This is a genomic window from Actinomadura fibrosa (assembly GCF_900659615.1).
Taxonomy (GTDB): Bacteria; Actinomycetota; Actinomycetes; order Streptosporangiales; family Streptosporangiaceae; genus Spirillospora; species Spirillospora fibrosa.
In genome coordinates, this window is the sequence record NZ_CAACUY010000009.1 from 83,357 (window position 1) to 104,122 (window position 20,766).

Below are 20,766 nucleotides of genomic sequence, written 5' to 3' on the forward strand. Positions count from 1 at the left end.
GAGAACGGGTTAGAACTGCGACGATGACCCGTTGACAAGGGAGCCGCTCGCCATGGTCGACATCCCCACCTGGGCGTGGGCCGCGACGATCGCCGTGATCGTCGCGCTGTTCGTGTTCGACCTGCTGGTCGCCGTGCGCAGGCCGCACCGCGTCGGGCTGCGCGAGGCCACGTTCTGGTCGGTGTTCTACATCGCCTTCGCGGTCGTCTTCGGGCTCGTCCTGTGGTGGCTCGCCGGCTCGGAGGCGGGGACGGAGTACTTCTCCGGCTGGATCGTGGAGAAGAGCCTGTCCATCGACAACCTCTTCGTCTTCGTGATCATCTTCTCGCGGTTCGGCGTGCCCGAGCAGTACCAGCAGAAGGCACTGCTGTTCGGGATCGCCGCCGCCCTCCTGCTGCGGACCGTCCTGATCGCCGTCGGCGCCGCCGCCATCAGCCTGTTCTCGTTCACGTTCCTGATCTTCGGCCTGGTGCTGATCTGGACGGCGGTCCAGCTCGTCCGGCACCGCAAGGAGGAGCCCGACGTCGAGGACACCTGGCTCGTCCGGCGCGCCCGCGGGATCCTCCCCGTGAGCACCGACTTCCACGGCGGGCGGATGCTCGCGCACGAGGACGGCCAGCGCGTCATGACGCCACTCCTGCTGGTGTTCATCGCGATCGGCAGCACCGACGTGCTGTTCGCGCTCGACTCCATCCCCGCGGTGTTCGGCGTGACGGAGGAGGCGTTCATCGTCTTCACCGCCAACGCGTTCGCCCTCCTCGGCCTGCGCGCCCTGTTCTTCCTGATCGAGGGGCTGCTGGAGCGGCTCGTCTACCTGTCCATCGGCCTGTCGGTGATCCTCGCGTTCATCGGGGTGAAGCTGATCCTGCTGTTCCTGCACGAGGACGTCAGCCACTCCGTCCCGAAGATCCCGACGCCGCTCTCCCTGCTCGTGATCCTGCTCATCCTGGTGGTCACGACGATCGCCAGCCTGGTGCGCGTCCGGAAGCACCCGGAGGAGCGCGCCCAGGCCGGCTCGATCCGCAAGAAGCGCGACCGGCCCCGCAGCGAAGAGGAGGCCGGCGCCCGCTGAGGGACGGCCGTCCTCCCCCGCCGGGCCGGACGACGTCGGGTCAGGGCAGCAGGACCTCCCCCAGGGAGGCGCCGCGGCCCTGGACACCGAGGTTCGTGCTGCTGAACGCCTTGATCCCCGCCGTGGTCACACCCGACGCCGACCCGTTCAGCGCGTAGAGCGCACCCTCGTTGCCGTTCTCCCCGGACGATCCGACGGTGAGATCGGCCTTGCCGTCGCCGCCGAGATCGGCGAGCGACACCTGCGAGCCGAAGCGGTCGTGGGCCTCCACCGACCCCGGAACGCCCTCGGTGCCCTGCCCGAGCTGCTGCGAGCCCGTCCCGGTCAGCCCACCGGAACCGCCGTACAGGACGGTCACCGCACCGGCCTCGGCCGCGGTGCCGATCGCCTCGCCCGGCGCGCCGACCGCCACGTCCGCCTTGCCGTCGCCGTTGACGTCCCCGGCGGCCACGGAGGCACCGAACCGGTCGTCCCGCTCCTCGGTACCGGGCACGCCGTCGCTGTCCTGGTCGATGGCCTTGACGGAACCGAGGCCGGACGCGCTGCCGGAGTACACCCGCACCTCGCCGCCCTTCCCGTCGTCCGGGAAGCCCGCGACGAGGTCGGCCTTGCCGTCCCCGTTCACGTCACCCGAGGCCAGCGAGGTCGGCGCCGCCTCGGACGAGGTGTACGCGGGAGTCGAGGCGAGGCCGCCCGCCGACCCCGGGTAGACGTTGAACCGGATCCAGAAGTCCTCGCCGTCGATGGGCGCCCACGAGACCGAGTAGGCGAGGTCTGCGTACCCGTCGCCGGTGAAGTCGCCCGTGGTCGTCGCGACCCGCGCCGACTCGCCCTCGCCCGTCCCGATCCTCGTGACCGTCCCGGTCGTGTCGCCCGAGGCCAGGCCACGATAGACGGCGAACGCGCCGGGCAGCCCGGCGACGAGGTCCGGCTTGCCGTCGCGGTCGAAGTCGCCCGCGCTGACGGTCTGCGAGCCCTTCCCGAACGCCACGGCGCGGGACGACAGGCCGCTCGCGCTCCCGTAGACCAGCGTGATCCGCCCGCCGTCGAGCGGCCCTTCGAGGTCCTCGCCGGTCGCGACGATCGCCAGGTCGGCGTACCCGTCGGAGTCGAAGTCCGCCGAGGCGAGCGACCGGCCGAACTCGTCGAACTTCTCCGACGAACCGGGCACGCCCGCGCTCTCCTGCGAGATCACCTGCCGCTTCGCGGCGTCCGGACCGGACGTCCCGCCGTAGACCACGGTGACGAACCCGGCGTAAGTCACGCCGTTCGCGGTACCGAGCGGGCTGCCCGTCGCTATGTCGCGCCTGCCGTCGCCGTTGAAGTCGCCCGGCAGCGCGGGCACGCGCGGCGCCGCCTGCGCCGGAACCGCCACGAGCCCCGTCGCACCCGCTGCCACCGCCGTCACGGTGGCCAGCACGCTCGTCCGGAGCCGTCGCCTGTGTCGAGTCATCTGCACGTCCTTCAGCGGGGGGGGTGGCGGGCCCGGGCCTCAACACCCGCGCCTCACCAAGAGGACGCCACAAGTTCGATCTTGGTTTACCCACTTATGAAACGACCGCTCATTATTCCCACCAGGCCGCGGCCCCACCCGTCCCGCCCCACCCGGAAGCAGCACTCGCCCCACCGGCAACGCGTCCCCAGTCCGGGGAACGCTTCCGCGGCAGAGCGAACATCCAGGCGCAACGCGGCGGACACCCCGCCGAGCGCCACTTCACCGTCCTCCGCATCTCGGGCGGCGGCGACCTGTGGGTGAGCGAATGCCTGATCACCTACGACGGCACGCCCACCCATTCGGTGAGCATCATGGAGTTCATGGACGGCCTCGTCACACGAGACCCAATACTTCGCCGACCCCTTCCAAGCACCCGCGTCCCGAGCACCCCTAGCCGAGCCGATCCCAGGTCGCTGAGTATTCATGGCGGAGACACGGGCCGCCACTTAGGATTGCGCGATGTCGATCACGACGGGCTGGACTCGGTTGCTCATGGTGGTGTCGGCAGCGGGCTGCGCCTGCGCGGCCTACGCGATCCGCGCCGCCATGGACGGCCCCATCGAGCAGTACTCGGGAGCCGCTTTCTCCGGGGCCATCGTCTACACGATAGTGCTCTTCATCCGGCCACAGATCTCACCATTGACGGCAGGTATCGTCGCGATCGCCTACTGCTGGCTCATCGAGTTCGCGCAGCTCACTCCCCTACCCGGGGCACTCTCCCAACGCAGCTGGTTCGTCCGTCAACTGCTAGGCGCCCAGTTCGACCTCACCGATGTCGCCTGGTACCCGATCGGCATCATCCCACTGGCCGCCGCGCACTGGTACGTCCGCGCCAGCAGACGCACCCGAACGAACCCGGTCGCCGCTGAGTCTCAATCCCATTCGATGGATTGACTCAACCGCGTCGTAGAATGCGGCCGAAGCTTCAGACGTCCCTCAATGCCTCAGCAAAACGCCCGAACTCACCGCGACTCACGACGATCCGCGGCCCGTCCGGATCCTTGCTGTCCCGAAAGGCGACGACGTCAGAGAAAGACGCGACCTCAACGCACTGGTCGCCGTCGTCATGGCTGCGGGACGCCCTGCGCCACGCTCCCTCGCTCAGGTCCATCGTTCCTCGATCACCCTCCTGATCAGCGATCGCGAATCCTCGGTATTCAGCGCCTGCGCGTTCAAGGTGTGCATCACTTCGCTCATCCTCGCCAAGTCCGCTGGATCCCGAGTCGTCTCGCCTCCATTCGCCTTCACCACGTACGCGACTTCGCTGCGGTCGCTCAGAGTCGCTATCGTGAACGACGCTCGCACGCCTCGATAGTAGGCGGTCCTCGCGACCTGCACGAAGAGCCTCTCCCGCGTCGACAAGTCGACCAAGTGCTCCAACTGCTCGCGCATGACCTCCGCTGAGCCCACCTGGCGATACAGCACACTCTCTTCCAATACCACGCTGATCATCGGCCGGGGTTCGCGTGACAGTGCCGCCTGACGACTGAGGCGGGCCGCCACCGCATCCTCGTCACCCAGCAGGACGCGCGCGTACGCCTCCGTCTGGAAGAGGCCGTACACCAGGTAACTCTCATAGACCCGCAGTTGATCGGCCGCCGCCTCCACTTTCGGGAAGGCCACGAAGTGCGTCGGATAGCGGACCGTTCTGATGCGCTCAAGGAGATCGTCCCATGCCTGGACGATCGCGCCTTTCGCTCTCAGGAAGCCGTCCAAACGTACGGCGAAATCTCTCCGGCACCTGGTCCGGCCACACTCGACGTGGCTGATGTAGGACCGCGCGACGTTGACGGCCCTCGCGAGGTCGGCCTGGTTCAGCCCATGCGCTTCCCGGAGTCGCCTGACCTCCGCGCCGAAGCTCAGGAGTTCGGGCTCGATCTTCTGCCGGTCACCGGTATCTGAAGCCACGGACTCCTCCGTCGCGCTAGTAGTGCGCTAACGAGCGCTACCTCGATGTGGGCACTTCCCTGCTCTCCTGTCACCCTAGGCCGTTTCATGACTTCATGGTGTTCGTTCGATGACACACAGTCATCACGGACGCTCACCCTCGCGGCTGTGAGGGGGTGACCGTCCGCACACCCGAGAGGTGGTCGTGATGGTGGTGGGGTTGGCTGCTGAGGTGCCGGTTCTCTTGCTTGAGCCGGACGAGCGGGCGCCGGGGTGTGCGCGGCGGTTCGTGGCCGGGCGGTTCCGGGAGCTGGGGGTCGCGGACGACTATGTCGGGCGGCTTGTGGTTACCGAGTTGGTTACCAACTCGTACAAGCACTCCGGGACGTCCTTCATCGTCGTCCGCGTGTTTCGGGACGAGCGGGACGGGCTCGTCGTGCTCGAAGTCTGGGATCAAGGGGACGAGATGCCCGTGGTTCAGGATCCGGGGCCGGGTGCGGTGGGTGGGCGGGGGTTGCTGCTCATGTCGGCGCTCGTCGTGGAGTGGGGTGTTCGGCCGTTGAATGAGGTGGGGAAGATCGTTTGGGCTCGGTGTCGGGCCTGACCGACCTCCCAGGGGGTGTCTGAACCTCTTTGGGGGTGGGTGCGTACTGGTGGGCGTTGTCCGGTTCGCCTGGAGGTTTTGACCCGTGAGCGCCCGCGTTCTCGCCGTTGTCGCAGGGCTCGGCATGGTCGGCGTCGCCGTGGCTCCGCCGGCCGGGGCGCATGGGGCGTTGCAGAGTCCCGTCAGCCGGTCGGTCGTCTGCGATCCGCAGCGGTCCAGTTCGAGTGCGGCCGCGTGCAAGGCGGCGGCCGGGCTCAGCGGTTCGGCGCTGGCCCAGTGGGACGAGCTGCGCGTGCCGAATGTGCGCGGACGCGATCGGCAGGTCATTCCGGACGGGAAGCTGTGCAGCGCGGGGATCGCCCGGTTCAAAGGGCTCGATCTCGCGCGGGCGGATTGGCCGTCCACGAAGCTGACCGCGGGTGCGCGTCACACGTTCGGGTACGAGGTGTCGATCCCGCATCGCGGGAGCTTCCGGATGTACGTGACGAAGGACGGGTACCGGCCGGCGCAGCGGCTGACCTGGTCGGCGTTGGAGGCCAAGCCGTTCCTGACGGTCAAGGATCCGCCGCGACGTAATGGGTCGTATGTGTTCGGCGGACGGCTTCCGCAGGGCAAGTCCGGGCGCCATGTCATCTACACGATCTGGCAGACCTCGGATACGCCCGATACTTATTACTCCTGTTCGGATGTCGTCTTTAGTGGCGGGAAGGCCGTGAAGGCCGCTCCGAGTGCGAGTCCTAAGGCGACTGGCAAGACAGGGGGCCGTGGGGCTGTTGAGGTGCCTCAGAATTCTTCGGCGTCGCCTGTCGCGGATGTTCGTCCAGTGGATCGTGAGAAGGTGGTGGGCATGAGTCCGATGATGCTGGTCGCGGCCGGTGTCGGGGGTGCCGTGGTGCTGGTCGTCCTGGTCGCCGGGATGGTCGCGTTCGTCCGGCGAATGCAGGTCCGGCGCGAGTTCTGACAGGTTCGGCGCGAGTTTTGATCAGCCGAGGCCGGAGAGGTCGCGGGTGGCGGTGCTGTTGCGGTCGGTGACGCGGTTGCCGAGGGAGAGCTGGGGCCACAGGCCGGACAGTTCCTGGCGGCTGCGTTCGCTCCATTCCCGGGCCAGATCACTGCGCGTCTTGTAGAAGTTCAGCGCGTAGCCGCCGGAGTGGACGCGGAGCAGCGTGAATCCGCCGGGGTATTCCTTTCCCGCGCCGACCTCCTGCTGGACGACCTTGGGCGCCAGAGGGAACACCGAGCGCTGGTTGCGGTGGGTGTGGCCCGCGTGGTGGAGGAAGACGCCGGGGGTCCGGTTGTAGGCGGCGAGGATTCTGAGGGACTGGCCCGCGTCCAGGGATTGGCCTCCCGTTATCGCGGTAGGGGAGTTCTCGACGAAGAGCGGGTGGTGGCCGAAGACGAGGGTCGGGCGGTCCGGGTCCTTTTTGAGTTCGGATTCGAGCCAGGCGAGCTGGTCGGTGGAGAGGCCGCCCGCGTCGCCGCCATTGCCGGGTTTGTCGTAGGTGTCGAGTCCGAGAATGCGGAGGCCCTGGAGGTCGTGGGTGAAATAGGTGGGGCCGGACGGGAAGAAGTCGTCCCGGAAGCAGTCGTTGCCCTGCCATTGGCCGGGGCTGCACGCGGTGTAGGCGGTTCCTTCGTGGGCACGGTCGTGGTTGCCTCGGGTGACCAGGTAGTCGCGGCCGTAGGCGCCGAAGCCGTCCAGGAGGGTCTTCGCGCGGCCGACGTCGGCGGGGGCGGCCTCGCTGGAGATGTCGCCGGCGGCGAGGAGGTACGTCGCGCCGCGGCTGCGGGCGTCCGCGACGAGGGCCTGCGCCATGATCTCCGGGTAGGGCGGGTGGCCGGGGACCTGCTCGATGCCCTTGATCCAGGGGAGCTGCCCGACGAGTCCCGCGACGGTCTCCCCGAGGTGGAGGTCGTTGCAGAGGGCGATGGAGAAGAGGAAGCGGCCCGGTGGCGGCTGCGGGGTCGTGAATGCGAAGACGTCGCCGTGCGGGACGCCTGCGGCCTGTCCGGCGGCGAGCGCCGTCGGTGTGGCCGCCTGTCCGCATGAACGGGCCTGGTAGTAGTAGGTGCGACCCGGCTCCAGTCCGGTCAGTTCCACGTAGTGGTACGGCGTCCCGGACGGGCCGTGGGCCGTTTTCGTCATGCGGGACGGGTGCGTCCCGTAGACAACTTCGGCGTCGGACGGGGCGGGCTTCATCCGGCCGAGCCCGTCGTCCGTGCCGGGAACGCCCGTGTACCAGGTGAGGACGGCGGACGTCTCCGTCAGCGTGACCAGTTCCAGGTTCACGGGACGGGCGGCGTCGGGTCCGGCGGCGCGGGCGTCCGCGTAGACGAGGTCGCGGTCGAAGGCGGGGAGGAGGGTGGCGCCCGCGACGACCGCGCTCCAGCGCAGCAGTTCCCGGCGTCCGGGACGGCAGCAGATCATGTCCGCCACCGTCACAGCGTCCGCGCGGGCGCGCCAGACCCAAAGGGGTGAACGGGTCTCGAACACGCCAGGACGCACGCGCCCCCGCGATACACCAAGACGCCCGGTCCCGCGCGCGTGGGCGGGGGCCGGGCGTCCGGTTACGCGGTCAGCTCAGGACGGCGTTGAGGCGCTCCTCGCGGAGGCGGCCCGCCCAGGAGTCGTCGAGCGGGGGGAGCTGCGCGCCGACGGCCCAGGTGAGCAGCAGGTCGGCGAGGCCGGGGTTGCGGACGAGCGCCGGGCCGTGCATGTAGGTGCCGACGACGCGGCCCGCGTAGGCGCCCTCGAAGCCGTTGCCGTCGCCGTTGCCGACACCGGCGATGACCTTGGCGAGGGGCTTGGCGCCGGGGCCGATGCTGGTGGCGCCCATGTGGTTCTCGAAGCCGGTGATCCGCGGGACGTTCAGCTCCGCGGACACGTCGCCGACGACCTCGCCGACGGCCCGCTGCTGGCCGCGGCCGCTGCGGATGTCGAGGATGCCGAGGCCGGGCAGCGGCTGCCCCTCCTCGCCGCCGAACTCGTGCCCGATGATCTGGAAACCGGCGCACACGCCGAAGACCACCGCGCCGCGCTGGGCGGCGGTGTTCAGGCCGCCGTCGGCGCGCAGGCGCTGCGCGGCGAGGATCTGCGGGCGGTCCTCGCCGCCGCCGAGCAGGTAGATGTCGCCGTCCTGCGGGACGGGCTCGTCCGAGCGCAGGTGGACGGTCTCCGTCGGGATCCCGCGCAGCGCGGCGCGGCGCTCCAGGACGATGGTGTTGCCCTGGTCGCCGTAGGTGCTGAGCAGGTCGGGGTAGATCCAGACGATCTTGATGCGGTCAGACGACACGGCCGTACCTCGTTCGGATGCTCTGGAAGGCGGTGTAGTTGGCGATCACGTCGAGGTGGCCGGGCGGGACCGCCATGACGGCCTGGTCGATGTCGTCGACCAGGGTGAAGGCGACCTCGGCGGCCTCCAGCCGGGCGGCGAGGTCGATGCGCCGCTCGCCCGCGACCCAGACGGGGCGCCCGCGCAGGATGCGGTAGTCGACGTCCCAGAGCCAGGACGTGTCGCGGCCGTCGGGGCCCTGCGCGTTCACCGACAGGACGACCGGGCCGGGCGCGGGCCGCAGGACGTCGAACGCCTCCAGCCAGCCCGCCGGGTTCTTCGACAGCAGCAGGCGGATGCTGCGGCCCTCGTGCTCGACCGTCGTGTAGCGGCCGGCGACGGACTTGACCTCGCTCAGCAGCGGCAGCGCCTGCTCCGGCTGGACGCCGAACTGGGCGACCACGGCGAGCGCGACGAGGGCGTTGGAGCGGTTCGCGCGGCCGGGGAGCGCCAGGTTCGACAGCGGGAAGACGCGGCCGTCCGGGGTCCTGATCTGGTCGCCGCGGAGGATCCAGTCGGGGCGGGGCCGGGAGAAGTGGCACTGGCGGCAGCGCCAGTCGCTGTCCTCGTCGGTGTCCTGCCGGTCGAGGGGGCCGCCGCACTCGGGGCAGCACCAGGAGTCCTCGCGCCAGTGCTGGCCCGCGGCGACCCAGGTCACGCTCTTCGCGGTGGACGCGCCCCAGGTGACCAGCGGGTCGTCGCAGTTGGCGATGACGTGGCTCTGCGGGGACGCCTCCAGGGCGCGCCGCCACTTGCCGGCCAGCAGCCAGATCTCGGCCGCGCGGTCCATCTGGTCGCGGCTGAGGTTCATCAGCGCGACGACGTTGGCGCCGGTCTCCGCCAGCACCATCGGGACGTATTTCTCGTCACACTCCAGCACGCCGTAGCGGGCGGTGGGCGCGGACGCGAGGGCGGACACGTGCCCGGTGGGCATGTTCGCGCCGAACGCGTTGGTGGCGACCTCCCCCAGCGGCGTCATCGCCGAGGTGATCAGCCGGGTCGTCGTCGTCTTGCCGTTGGTCGCGCTGACGAGGACGAGCTTGCGGTCCTTGGCGAGCCTGGTCAGCAGCTCGGGGTCGAGCCGGAGGCCGATCCGCCCTCCGATGACCGAGCCGTCTCCGCGGCCCGCGATGCGGGACATCTTCGCGGCCGTACGACCGAGCGCGACGGCCAGCTGCGAACGCAGCGGAAGATCGCTCATGGACTCCGTCTTCTCTGGATGCGCCTTCTTCTTCACGCGGCGGGAAACCGCTCCGAGCCTAGCCGCTGATCGGCCCGCCCGTGGCGCCGCCGGGCGTTCGCCGGGCCTTCCGGGACGTCCCGGGGACGCGTCGCCGCGCCGCACGCGTCCCCATGGTCTCAGAAGCCGCATAGTGAGACGTACTTCACAGCCATCCGTGTAAACCGATCCCGCCGATCTTGACCGGTACCGAGGAGTCGTGATTCGGTGCGACCCCCGGCACGGTGAGCCAGATTTCCATCCAGGCGCCCGAGAACGACGTCACCCACTACTTTTGTCGGGAGCCCTGCTGGTTTGCGGGGAAGCGAGCCCGCCGGGACGGCGGGCCGGATCGCGAGCGTGGCGAAGCGGCGACAAGGCGAGGTCTCAGCGATGCAGTGTCCGACGTGCGGTTCCAACACGCCCGGGACGCTCGGCACGTGCTCCCACTGCAACGCGCCGATCGACGTGTACTCGGTCGGCCCGGCCGCCCCGCTGGCGGCCCCGGTGGGCGAGGTCTCCGCCGACCTCGGGGAGCGGACGATGATGGTCCCGCCGCCGACGCCGTCCTGGGCGTCGGGCGCCACCCCGCCGATGCCGATGACGCCGCCCGCCGACCCGGCTCCGCCGCTGGCGCCCTCGCCCGCCGAGTCGGTCATCCCCGGAATCGTGGAACCGGCGTCCCCGGCGCCCGGCGCGCCCCTGGGCACTCCCCCGCCGCCGATGACGCCCCCTGGCCCGGCGGCCGGTCCCAGTTCGACAGGTACGTCCGGGTTCGCGGTGCCGTCCGCGCAGTCAGGCCCGCTCTCGGTCCCCACGCCGCCCGCCGACCCGGCACCGGCACCGGCACCGGCACCGGGGACGCTGCCGCCCGTCGATCCCGAGTCGACCGCCGCGTGGACGTTCGACCCCAATGAGGACGACGAACCGGCGTCCGCGTCCGGGACGGGAGGGTTCGCCGCTCCGCCGCCCCCGGCCTGGTCGGACGGCGGCCAGGACGGCGGCCAGGGCGGCGGGTTCCCCTCGTCCGGCGGGTTCGCCTCGTCCGGCGGGGGCTACTCGACGGGTGCGGGCTTCCCGTCCAACGGTGCCGGGTTCGGAGCGGGGTCGCAGCAGGAGCCGGAGTCGATCGTCCCCGACTCCTGGTTCGCGCAGCCGCGCAAGCCGCAGGAGGCGGACGCCGCCGAGGCGACCCAGGTGTGGGCGCCGCAGAGCCCGCCCGCCGCTCAACCCTGGGGCGGCACACCGCAGGGCGAGGCGACCGTCATGGACGGCGCCACCCAGATCGCCCCGGGGCCCGGGATGCCGCCCGCCGACCAGGGCACGCGGCTCGACATCAACGGGGGGTTCGGCCAGAGCAGCCCGATGGGCGCGCTCATGGGCGGCCCCATGGCCGGGCCTCCGATGGGTGCGCCCATGGGCCAGGGCATGCCCCCGATGGGCCAGATGGGTCCCGGCGACCCCGCCTTCGGCGGCTACCCGCCGCCCCCGGCACCCAGCGGAACCGGCGGCTCCGGCGGCGGCCCCAGCAAGCCGCTCCTCATCGCCGTCGCCGCGCTGGTGACGATCGCGGTCGCCGCCGTCGCGTTCGTGGCGTGGCCCGGCGGCGGGGGCTCGTCCAGCGCCGCCAAGACCACGACACCGCGTCCCGCCAACACGAAGGTCGCCCAGACCAACAAGATCCCGAGCGCGGCCCGCGAGCAGGCCGCCGCGATGAACGCGATCCTCGTCGCCAGCGGCGAGACCCGCGGCATCCTCGCCGGCGCGCTCGGCCGCGCGCGCACCTGCAAGACCCTGCCGGCCGCGATCCAGGGCTTCCAGACGGTCGCGCAGCGCCGCCAGAACCAGCTGCGGCGCAACCGCGAACTGAAGCTCGACAAGCTCTCGAACGGCGAGCGGCTGCGCGGCTCGCTCCAGCAGGCGCTCCAGGCGTCCCTGGACGTCGACCAGGCGCTGCTGAGGTGGGCGCGGGCGAACCAGCGCAAGTGCAAGGGCAAGCCGCGCCCCGACGCCGCGCACGTCCCCGGCCGCGCCGCCGCCGAGCGGCGCGCGACGACGGCGAAGCGGCAGTTCGTCAACCTGTGGAACCCCGTCGCGCGGACCACCGGCCAGCCCCAGCGCGGCTGGCAGCAGGTCTGACCGGCGGATCACGAGCCCGTTGCGACGCCGCCGCGCGCAGTCCGCGGCGGGGCACGGCGCGTTATCTTGGCAGCGTCGAACCTCACGATAAGGGGACGGTATGCGCTGTCCGGGCTGCGGTAGCGAGACCACGTCGGCGTTGCCCCGGTGCACCCGGTGCAACGCGCCGCTGCACGGCGGGTCCGACGCCCCGTCCGGCGACCCGGCGACGCCGCCCTCCGACGACACGACGACGATCGCCGGCCCGTCCGCGCCGCCCTCGGGGAACCCGTTCGGCGGTGAGGCGACGATTCAGGACGCACCGGGCGCTCCGTCCGGTGGCGGCGTCCCGTCCTACGAGTCGACCGTCCGCGACCCTCTGGGACGGCTCGGCAAGGCGCCCTCGTCCTTCGGCGGCCCGTCCGGCGACGACACGGAGACGCGCACGGACACAGGCGACGAGCGGACCATCACGTCCAGCGGTCCCGGCGGCGGTGTCCTCGGCGCGCCCGGCGCCGGACGGCACAGCGCGTCCGGGACATCGGGGGCAGGCAGCCCGCCCGCCGACGGCCCCGGAAACACGCTGAGCGCCGGGACGAGCGACGACGCACCCACCTGGGATGTCCCCGGCGCCCACGGCATGCCAGGCCAGCCCGGCACGCCGGGCAACACGAACCCGTTCGGCGGCCCGACCTTGGCGGGCCGCGCGTACAACGAAGGCGGAGGCGCAGGCACAGGTGCGGGGCCGCTGCCGCCGCCGTGGGCTAACCAGCAGCAGGATCCGGTGGGGGCGCCATGGGTGCCGGTGCCGGACGCGCCGACGAGCCAGTTCCCGCCGTCCGGCGAGACCTCGACGTCGCTGTCGCCCGAGCCGTGGGCGGAACCGGCGATGTGGCAGCCGCCGGCACCGCCGAAGAAGAGCAAGCAGCCGTACATCCTCATCGCGGCGGGCATGCTGCTGCTCGCCGGGATCGCGCTCGGCATCGTCCTGTGGCCCAGCGGGTCGAAGTCCGCGCCGCCGGCGAGCGCGGCGGGGTCGCAGTCGAGCGAGAGCGTGACGACCGAGAGCGAGACGGCGAGCGGCTCGCCGAGCGCCTCCTCGGGTGACCTCGACGAGCAGGCCGGAGCCGTGGACGGGCTCCTCCAGGAGATGTCGGGCACCCGGTCCGACCTCGGCTCGGTGGTGACGGCGGGATGCGGCACGGCGGGGCTCCAGCGCATCCGCGACCAGCGGCAGGAGCAGCTCGGCAAGGCCCGCGCGCTGGAGGTCGGCGCGCTCGACGACGGCGAGGCGCTCAAGGACGCGCTCGTCCGGGCGCTCCAGGCGTCGGTCGAGTCGAACCAGCGGTACCTGGACGTCGCGCCTGGCTGCCCCTCGGACGAGGAGGTCGCCGACGTCAACCAGGAGGCCCGGGACGCCAAGGTCGAGTTCATCCGCTACTGGTCGCCGATCGCCGAGAAGGCCGGGCTGCCCGCCCGCAGCGCCGACAACATCTGAACCCCGCCGCAGCGCACGCGCCGCCCGGTCCGCCGCCGGGCCCGGGCGCGGGCAAGAGGGTTCAGCCGGGTGTCAGGTCTTGGAGGCCCACGACGCGCAGCAGTTCCAGCCGCTCGTAGGAGGTCGTGCCCGGACGGGCGGTGTGGATGATGAGCCGCTGGTCGTGCTCCGGGTTCAGCACGATCTCGCAGTCCAGTTCCATCAGGCCGACGACGGGGTGCTGGAAGCGTTTGACGTCGCCGCGGCGTACGGCGACGTGGTGGGCGTCCCAGAGGGCCGCGAACTCGTCGCTGCGGGCGTGCAGCCCGCGGACGAGCGCCGTGAGCCGCGCGTCGTGCGGACGGCGGGCGAGCGCGGCGCGCAGGTCCGCCACCGCCACGCGGGCGGCGCGGTCGCGGTCCTCGGCCGGGAACAGCTCCCGCGCGCGAGGATCGGTGAAGTAGCGCCAGACGATGTTCCGCTGCGCTTCGGGGAGGGCGGACGCGTCGCCGTGGAGCGCCTTGGCCATCGCGTTCTGCGCGAGGACGTCGCCGCCCTCGTCGACGATCTGGGCGGGGACGTCGGTCAGCCGGTCGAGGAGGAGGAGCAGGCCGGGGCGGACCTCGCCGGTGGTAGGCCGGTTGCGCGGGGGCTGCTCACCGGCCAGGTGGAACAGGTGGTCCCGCTCGTCGCCGCTCAGCCGCAGCGCGCGGGCGACGGCGGAGAGCATCTGCCGGGACGGGCGCGAGCCCCTGGCCTGCTCCAGCCGGGTGTAGTGGTCGGTGGACATGCCCGCGAGCTGCGCCACCTCCTCGCGGCGCAGGCCCGGGGTGCGGCGCCGCACGCCCTGCGGCAGCCCCACGTCGGCGGGGACGAGCCGGGTGCGGCAGCGGCGCAGGAAGTCGGCCATCTCGGTTCTGTCCACATGTCCATGATGCCCGGGACGCCGGACGCAGCCAGGGACAGATCGTCCCCGGATAAGGACGTCTCTCCCGCCGATCACCGCACCGGGGCACGCTGGGACCCCGCGAGGAAAGGACGATCCCGCATGCGGTACCGCACGCTCGGCCGGACCGGCATCCAGGTCAGCCCCTACGCGCTCGGCGCGCTGATGTTCGCCACGTCCGTCGGGAACCCCGACCCCGACGACTCGGCCCGCATCATCCGCAAGGCGCTGGACGCGGGCATCAACCTCATCGACACCGCGGACGCCTACGGCGACTCCGAGGAGGTCGTCGGCAGGGCGCTCAAGGGGCGGCGGGACGACGTCGTCCTCGCGACCAAGGTGAGCCGACCGATGGGCGACGACCCCAACCGGCAGGGCGCCTCCCGGCGCTGGATCATGACCGCGGTCGAGAACTCGCTGCGCCGCCTGCGGACCGACCGCATCGACCTCTACCAGATCCAGCGGCCGGACCCCGCCACGGACATCGAGGAGACGCTCTCCGCGCTCACCGACCTGGTCCGCGCCGGGAAGGTCCGGGCCATCGGGACGTCCACGATGCCGGCGTCCGGAATCGTCGAGGCGCAGTGGGTCGCCGAGCGGCGCGGTCTGCAACGGTTTCACACCGAGCAGCCGCCGTACTCGCTGCTGGACCGCGGCATCGAGCGCGAGGTGCTGCCGGCCGCACAGCGCTACGGCGTCGGCACGCTGGTGTGGGGCCCGCTCGGGCAGGGGCTGCTCACCGGACGCGTCCGCAAGGGCCGACAGAACGAACTCCGCCGCGCCGGCCTCTTCAAGCACCTCAACGACGAGCGCCGTCTCGACGCCGCCGAGCGGTTCGCGTCGCTGGCCGCGGAGGCGGGCCTGCCGCCGGCCCACCTCGCCATGGCGTTCACGATCGCCCATCCGGGCGTGACCAGCGCGCTCGTCGGACCGCGCACGATGAGCCACCTCGACGGCCTTCTCGCCGGCATGGACGTGGCGCTCACCGACGACGTCCTCGACCGGATCGACGAGATCGTCCCGCCGGGCACCGACGTCGGCGCGCTCGACCAGGCGTACGTGCCACCGGCCCTCCAGCAGGCGAGCCTTCGCCGCCGCCCCGCGAGCGAACGCACCGCCGCCTGACCCGTCCCGGTCAGGATGGGGTTGCGAGCGGGTCGGCCGGCGGGTCCTGGGTGAGGAACGGGAGGGCGCCGGACGGGTCGTCGAACGGGTCCACGAAGCGTTCGGCCCAGCTCAGCACCGGTTCGAGCCAGCCGGTGACGCGCATCGTGCCCGCGACGTGCTCGATCTGCTCGTCCTCGTCGAAGCCGATCGCGACGACCGCGAGGTCGCGGTAGAACGAGGCGTGGTCGTCGTCGCCGTAGATCGCGGTGACGGCGAGCGGCCGGTTCCGTTCGAGCTCCATCGACAGCGGATGGCGGCGCAGCGCGCGGAGGCGGTGGCCGAGCCTCGGCTCCGGCGGCTGCTTGAGGCCGGGGAGCTGGTACTCCAGCGGCGGGGCCGGGGCGTGCTTGTCCGGGACGCCCCCGCCGTACGGGAACAGGCGGTCCATCTCGTGCAGCCAGCGGACCTGCGGGATGACCCACGCGGGCCCCGGCGCGCCGCCGGGCACGTCCTCGCCGCCGAGGAGCCTCTGCGCGACCCCGGCGACGGTTCCGGTGAGCTCGGACGGCGGGTAGGCGGTGCGGAGCGCCCGCGACCGGCGCGACACGGCCCGTTCGAGGACGGTCGCGAGGGCGCACTCGCGCAGCCGCGGCGCGAGGCGCGAGCAGGCGCGGCGCAGGTCGAGCGGGACGGCGGGCAGCCGGCGGTTCACGACGTGCGCGAGGACGAGCACGTCCGCCCAGAGCCGCAGCCACGCCCAGTCGGGATGCCCGGCGACGAGGTCGGCCTCCCGCAGCTCGTAGAGGGTGCATGCGCGCCCGGACCGGCACTCGCAGCCGCACGCGGCGGAGCGGCGGCCGTCCACGGGCGGCGGCGGGCCCGGCAGCTCCGCCTCCCGGCCCTCGCCGAGCGGGACGCTGACGCGCAGTGGGCGGTCCATGCCGTCCGCGAACACGGCGGCGACGCCGGGACGGAGCGACACGACCTCGCGCGACTGGTCGCCGTCGAGGTTCATCGCCGCGCCGACCTGCGCGCGGTCGTCGTGGGCGGGCAGCCGGTGCACGACCTTCAGCGCCGTGTTCTTGATCACGTCCGGGACGAGCTTGGTCGGGATCTGCTCGGCGACGATGATGCCCTCGCCGTAGGCGCGGATCTCGGCGAGCATCCCGGCGAACAGCTCGACGGCGTGCGAGCTGGTGCGCTCCGGGCCGCGGTTGCGCAGCAGCCGGTGCGCCTCCTCGATGACGATGACGTGCCGCAGCGCGGGCCCGGTGGCGCGGTCGCGGCGGCGCTCGCGCATGCGCAGGTGCTCGACGATGCGGATGATGAGCGTCCCCATCAGGAACGCCTTGTCCTCGTCGTTCGCGACGTCCTCGATGGCGAGGACGATGTTGTCGCGGAGCATGCCGCCGATGTCGGCGGGGTGGCCGCCCTCGAAGAACCGCCCGGCGGAGCCGATGCGCAGGGAGCGGAGCCGCACGTCCACGAACCCCTGCACGTCGGCCATCAGCTCGCGGCCGTACCCGACGTCCTGGATGACCTGGAGGGCGGCGTTCTGGAGCTGCTCCAGCGTCGGGACGGCGGGCTCGATCAGCGAACCGGGGACGCCGGCGCCCGTCACGACGTCCCAGCCGTTGGTCTCGTAGACGCGCTGGAGCGCCTGCGCCATGATCTGCGGGAACGGCTCCTCGGCGTCGAACGCGGCCTGGAACAGGGCCCGCACCATGTCGATGTGCGCCTGCACCGGGTAGCCGGGCTCGGGCGCGAGGGGGTTGACCGACAGCGGCACCGACGCCGGGTCGGACGGGTTGACGACCGTGACCGGGCCGCCGAGGTCCTCGATGCGGCCCGCCATCGCCGCGTACTCCGACTTCGCGGGCTCGATCGCGAGCCACGGGATCCCGGCGCGGGTGAGCTGCTCCAGCAGGTGCCGGACGGTCTGCGACTTGCCCGCGCCGGTCGAGCCCGTCACGAACACGTGCCGGTTGATCGTGCTGCGCGGGACCGTGAAGCGGCCGACCTCGCGGTCCTGGCCGTCCAGGATGGCGCCGAGCTCGATCTCGCCCTCGCCGTCGGTCTCGGACGTCACGTCGAAGTACCCGGCGTCGAGGACGCGCAGGCCCGGCACCTCGCGGCGCGGCAGCCCGGCCAGCGCGGCGAGCGCCCCGGCGGTCGCGGTGAACGGGAACCGCTGCTCCGACTCGCTCATCGGGCGCAGCGGCGCGGGCGCGGCGTCCGGCCGGAGCATGTCGGCGAACGAGCCGCTGCCGTGCCCGGACCGCAGCCGGTAGGGGTGGTGGCCGAGCTCCATCGACCCGACGAGCACCGGCGCGATCTGGCCCAGCTCCGCCTGCGTCGCCGCGCCCGCGACGACCCGGACCTGCCACAGGCCCGCCTCGCGGAACGCGTCCAGCTCGGCCAGCCGCTGGTCGGCGCGCGCGACGGCGAGCCGGGCCTGCTCGTCCTCGCCGCGGCGCAGCATCCGCAGCTCGTGGTGCAGCTCGCGCATCTCGGTGTCGATCAGCCGCTCGTCGCACGGGTCCGCGACGACGAACCAGCCGAACGGGCGCTCCATCAGCGTGACGAGCGTCGACTCGAACAGGCTGGCGCCGGCCTCGGTCCGGCCGACCTGCGGCGCGAGCCGGCCGGGGCAGCGCGTCCACGCCATCCGCTCGGCCTGCCGCAGCCATCCGTCGCCGATCGGGACGCCGCGGGCGCCGCTGGGGAACAGCAGCCCGTGCGCCTCGCCGTCCGCGGACCGCCGCCCTCCGGCGGCCGCGCCGCCGAGACGTCCCGAGCCGGGATGGCCGGAGCCCGTGTGGTCGGGGCCGCCGATCGGGCCCGCGTTCGTGATCAGTTCGAGGGGCGCGCCGCCGCCCGCAGACAGCCAGCCGACCACGAACGGGCGGCGCCGTCCCGCCGCCGACAGCGCGGCGGGGAGCACGCTGACGAAGTCCCATTCGGCGGACGCCTCCCGCTGCGGTGCCGGGATGGCCTGGATCCGGTACCAGGGCCCGGCCAGCGCCGGCACCTCGTCCGGGCCGCGCCCGCCCGCCGGAGCCGCCTCACCCGTGCCGGACGCCGGCCCGCGCCGGAAAGGGCCGCCCGGTCGCATGCTCGGAGGCATCCCCGGCGGACGTCCGGGCGGCATCCCTGGGGGCGGAGGACCTGGGGGCGTCGTCACCCCAGCATCCTTACGCGACCACCGCTCCAGCGCCACCGCCCCGGCGTCCGAAGGGGCGTGTTCGTCTAGTCGGACGGGGGTGGGTCGGCCTTGTGGCGGCCGTTGGTTCTGCGGGGCGGGACGATCCGGGGCGCGCGGCCGCCCGAGCCTCGGGGCAGCGCGTGACGGGCGCGCGGGGCCTGCGTGTAGCGGGGCGCCTGCGGATAGCGGGGCTCGGGGAGCTCGGCGGGCGGCTCGTCCTCGGGCGCCGGGGCCGTGTCCTGAGGAGCCTCCGGGGCGGGCTCCTCCGCCTGGGCCAGCATCTCCTGTTCGCGGAGGTACTCCTCGAACTCCATGGAGTGCGCGGTGGGGAGCGTGATGATGCCCGGGTTCGCGTCCACGAGGAGGATGCGGCGGCCGGTGGCGCCCGCGTGGGTGAAGACCATCGCGGTCGGCGGGAGCTCCTGGAGCTGCGGCGGCTCGACCAGCAGCTCGCGGAAGCGCTGCTTGTCGGCGCGGCGCCGGGCGGCGACCGTGCGGCCCCAGGCGGTCGCGGAGCTGATCCCGGCGGCGAGGGCGGCGTCGTCGGCGACCGGGGCGGGCAGCGGGGACCACGCCGGGTCGGTGAGGCCGTCGCCGCGGAGCCGCGCGTACGCGACCGTGCTGGCGTAGCTCTCCCCGGCGAAGTCGAACAGCGTCTCGCCCGCCGAGTCGGTGATCTCGGCGACGAGCAGGGGCTGGTCGGTGCCGATGTGCTCGGCGGCGACACGGGCGTCCTCGGGGTTGCCGAGGCGCATGAAGCCGACCGCGGCGTGCCCGCGGCGGCCGAGGCGCTCGCGGACGTGCGGCGGGATCGACCGGTACATGAGCACGAGCCCGGTGCCGGTCGCCTCGCAGGCGTCGATCAGGCGGTCGAGGACGTCGCCGCGGAGCTTCTCGGCGCCGCACAGGAAGAGGGTGTGGTCCCAGCGTCCGCCGGGCGGGGACTCGCGGACCCGGTGGGTCAGCGCCGTGGTCACGTACGTGCCGAGGATCCGGTTCGTGAGCACGCCCGCGCGCCGGTCCATGGAGACGACGTGCAGCCGGGACGGCGGGAGCCGCACGGGCTCGGTGGCGAGCTTCTCCAGCTTGCGGAGCTGGGCTTCGAGGGCCCAGGCGCGGCGGACGACGATGCGGTCGGTGGCGTCCCGGCCGAACAGCGTCGCGATCCGCTCGTGCTGCTCGTCGGTGAGCAGGCCCTTGCGGAGGTCGTCGCGGGGGTCGCCGACCTGCGCGAGGACGCGCAGCGCCGCGGTGATCCCCGGGATCGTGGCGTCCGGCCCGAGCACCTCGATGATCCGTTCGAGGATCGAGTTGTCGAACGACAGGTCGCGGGTCCCGGACTGCTCCTCCCCCGCGCTGACCACGAGGGACAGGACGTCGGCGAGCGCCTCGGGACCGAGGCCGCGGGTGATGTCCAGCCGGGGCAGGTCGGCGGGCAGCACCCAGACGAGCGGGTCGTCGCCGCGGTCGGCGGCGAGGCGCAGCAGGTCGTGCGCGACGGCGCCCTCGGACAGGTCGATGACGGTGAGCCGGGCGCCGACGGCGAGGCGGGCGGCGCCCATGGTGGTGACGGCGGCGGACCAGCCCGCGAGCGTGCCGCCGACGATGTCGACCCGGTCGACCCCGGGCGGGACGGCGACGGGGTACCACTCGCGCTGGCTCTCGTAGGCGCGGTGCCGCCGCTCCCACTCGCGGTGGGCGTCGGCGTGGGCCTTCTCCGCGGCGGCGCGCTCCCGCTCGCGGGCGGCCTGCTCGCGCTCCTCCCGCTCGCGCTCCAGCGCGAGCCGCTCGCGGACGCCGCGCTCGTCGCGCCACAGCGCCCCGCCGGTGATGCCGAGGATGACCGCGCAGGCGAGCAGCCCGACGCCGGCGAACGCCCACGGCAGGACGCCGGCGGCGCCGCAGGCGAGGAAGAGCAGGACGCCGACGAGGGTGCCGCCCGCGGCGGTCCGCAGCGGGCGTCCCGCCATGTGCTCGGCCGGCCGCCGGTAGGGCGGCCGCGCCGGGGCCCGCTCGGCCTGCTCCGGCAGGCCGGGCGGCGGACCCGGGTCCGGGTGCACCTGCGCGTAGCGCCAGCCCACGTAGACGCGGTCGGCCTGTGTGAGCCGCGCCATCGCGGACCCGCTCGCCATGTCCGTCACGTCGGATGGCCCCTGGGTGTCGCGGGAAGTGAAGGAACGCCTGGGGGGTTGTCGGGTCGGTTCTTACACCACACAGGGTAAAGAGCTTGCCGGGATCGCGCGTCTCCTTCAATGGAACGAGCGCATTGATGACCGGCGTTCGCCGCCAATTCGGTCACCAGGG

The 20,766-nt window shown here is 72.7% G+C and carries 16 protein-coding genes; 7 read left to right on the forward strand and 9 right to left on the reverse strand.

All coding sequences use genetic code 11. The annotated features are described in order from the left end of the window. The first annotated feature begins 52 nt into the window (after positions 1-52). Entirely contained in the window at positions 53-1,072 is a 1,020-nt protein-coding gene (locus E1300_RS06020) for a TerC family protein (protein WP_131755868.1), read from the forward strand. Between the two features lie 40 nt (positions 1,073-1,112). Here E1300_RS06020 and E1300_RS06025 read toward each other — a convergent pair whose 3' ends face one another. After that, positions 1,113-2,525, reverse strand: coding sequence for an FG-GAP and VCBS repeat-containing protein (locus tag E1300_RS06025; RefSeq protein WP_131755869.1), 1,413 nt, complete (start codon positions 2,523-2,525; stop codon positions 1,113-1,115). A 501-nt stretch (positions 2,526-3,026) separates the two neighbouring features. Here E1300_RS06025 and E1300_RS06035 point away from each other — a divergent pair. After that, positions 3,027-3,461 (forward strand): ribosomal maturation YjgA family protein, encoded by a 435-nt coding sequence (locus tag E1300_RS06035; RefSeq protein WP_131755870.1) that lies wholly within the window; start codon positions 3,027-3,029, stop codon positions 3,459-3,461. A 31-nt stretch (positions 3,462-3,492) separates the two neighbouring features. Here E1300_RS06035 and E1300_RS06040 read toward each other — a convergent pair whose 3' ends face one another. After that, positions 3,493-3,678: a DUF397 domain-containing protein gene (locus E1300_RS06040; protein ID WP_131755871.1), complete on the reverse strand. Its 186-nt coding sequence runs from the start codon at positions 3,676-3,678 to the stop codon at positions 3,493-3,495. Further along, a complete protein-coding gene (locus tag E1300_RS06045; RefSeq protein WP_131755872.1) occupies positions 3,669-4,475 on the reverse strand; it encodes a helix-turn-helix domain-containing protein in 807 nt (268 codons plus the stop codon). The genes E1300_RS06040 and E1300_RS06045 overlap by 10 nt, the downstream gene beginning before the upstream one ends. 187 nt (positions 4,476-4,662) lie before the next feature. Between E1300_RS06045 and E1300_RS06050 the strand changes: the two genes are divergently transcribed. Both E1300_RS06050 and E1300_RS06055 read left to right on the forward strand, forming a co-directional pair. Then, positions 4,663-5,058: an ATP-binding protein gene (locus E1300_RS06050; RefSeq protein WP_131755873.1), complete on the forward strand. Its 396-nt coding sequence runs from the start codon at positions 4,663-4,665 to the stop codon at positions 5,056-5,058. Between the two features lie 85 nt (positions 5,059-5,143). Then, positions 5,144-6,019 carry a lytic polysaccharide monooxygenase auxiliary activity family 9 protein gene (locus tag E1300_RS06055; RefSeq protein WP_242618964.1) on the forward strand — a complete coding sequence of 292 codons (876 nt, stop codon included), beginning with the start codon at positions 5,144-5,146 and terminating at the stop codon, positions 6,017-6,019. A gap of 21 nt (positions 6,020-6,040) precedes the next feature. On the opposite strand, the gene E1300_RS06060 is transcribed toward E1300_RS06055, so the two are convergent. The 3 genes from E1300_RS06060 to E1300_RS06070 form a co-directional block, all read right to left on the reverse strand. After that, on the reverse strand, positions 6,041-7,486 hold the full coding sequence (locus E1300_RS06060) for a purple acid phosphatase family protein (protein ID WP_131755895.1): 1,446 nt from the start codon (positions 7,484-7,486) through the stop codon (positions 6,041-6,043). A 148-nt stretch (positions 7,487-7,634) separates the two neighbouring features. Next, the gene (locus tag E1300_RS06065) at positions 7,635-8,351 is read right to left on the reverse strand and encodes a type 1 glutamine amidotransferase (protein WP_131755874.1); all 717 of its coding nucleotides are present in this window, start codon (positions 8,349-8,351) and stop codon (positions 7,635-7,637) included. Next, a complete protein-coding gene (locus tag E1300_RS06070; RefSeq protein ID WP_131755875.1) occupies positions 8,341-9,591 on the reverse strand; it encodes a Mur ligase family protein in 1,251 nt (416 codons plus the stop codon). Before E1300_RS06070 ends, E1300_RS06065 begins: the two co-directional genes overlap by 11 nt. A 411-nt stretch (positions 9,592-10,002) precedes the next feature. Between E1300_RS06070 and E1300_RS06075 the strand changes: the two genes are divergently transcribed. After that, positions 10,003-11,748: a hypothetical protein gene (locus E1300_RS06075; RefSeq protein WP_131755876.1), complete on the forward strand. Its 1,746-nt coding sequence runs from the start codon at positions 10,003-10,005 to the stop codon at positions 11,746-11,748. A gap of 139 nt (positions 11,749-11,887) precedes the next feature. Continuing rightward, the gene (locus tag E1300_RS06080) at positions 11,888-13,225 is read left to right on the forward strand and encodes a hypothetical protein (RefSeq protein ID WP_131755877.1); all 1,338 of its coding nucleotides are present in this window, start codon (positions 11,888-11,890) and stop codon (positions 13,223-13,225) included. A gap of 61 nt (positions 13,226-13,286) precedes the next feature. Here the strand turns inward: E1300_RS06080 and E1300_RS06085 are convergent, their stop codons facing one another. Beyond that, on the reverse strand, positions 13,287-14,129 hold the full coding sequence (locus E1300_RS06085; protein WP_131755878.1) for a helix-turn-helix transcriptional regulator: 843 nt from the start codon (positions 14,127-14,129) through the stop codon (positions 13,287-13,289). Positions 14,130-14,252: 123 nt separating this feature from the next. Here E1300_RS06085 and E1300_RS06090 point away from each other — a divergent pair, with 123 nt between their 5' ends. Further along, complete coding sequence (locus E1300_RS06090; protein WP_131755879.1) at positions 14,253-15,275, forward strand: aldo/keto reductase; 1,023 nt, start codon at positions 14,253-14,255, stop codon at positions 15,273-15,275. A gap of 10 nt (positions 15,276-15,285) precedes the next feature. Here the strand turns inward: E1300_RS06090 and E1300_RS06095 are convergent, their stop codons facing one another. Together E1300_RS06095 and E1300_RS06100 are read right to left on the reverse strand one after the other, a co-directional pair. Next, a complete protein-coding gene (locus tag E1300_RS06095; protein ID WP_131755880.1) occupies positions 15,286-18,372 on the reverse strand; it encodes an ATP-binding protein in 3,087 nt (1,028 codons plus the stop codon). Between the two features lie 134 nt (positions 18,373-18,506). Further along, positions 18,507-20,594: a hypothetical protein gene (locus E1300_RS06100; protein WP_165502695.1), complete on the reverse strand. Its 2,088-nt coding sequence runs from the start codon at positions 20,592-20,594 to the stop codon at positions 18,507-18,509. Positions 20,595-20,766 lie beyond the last annotated feature (172 nt).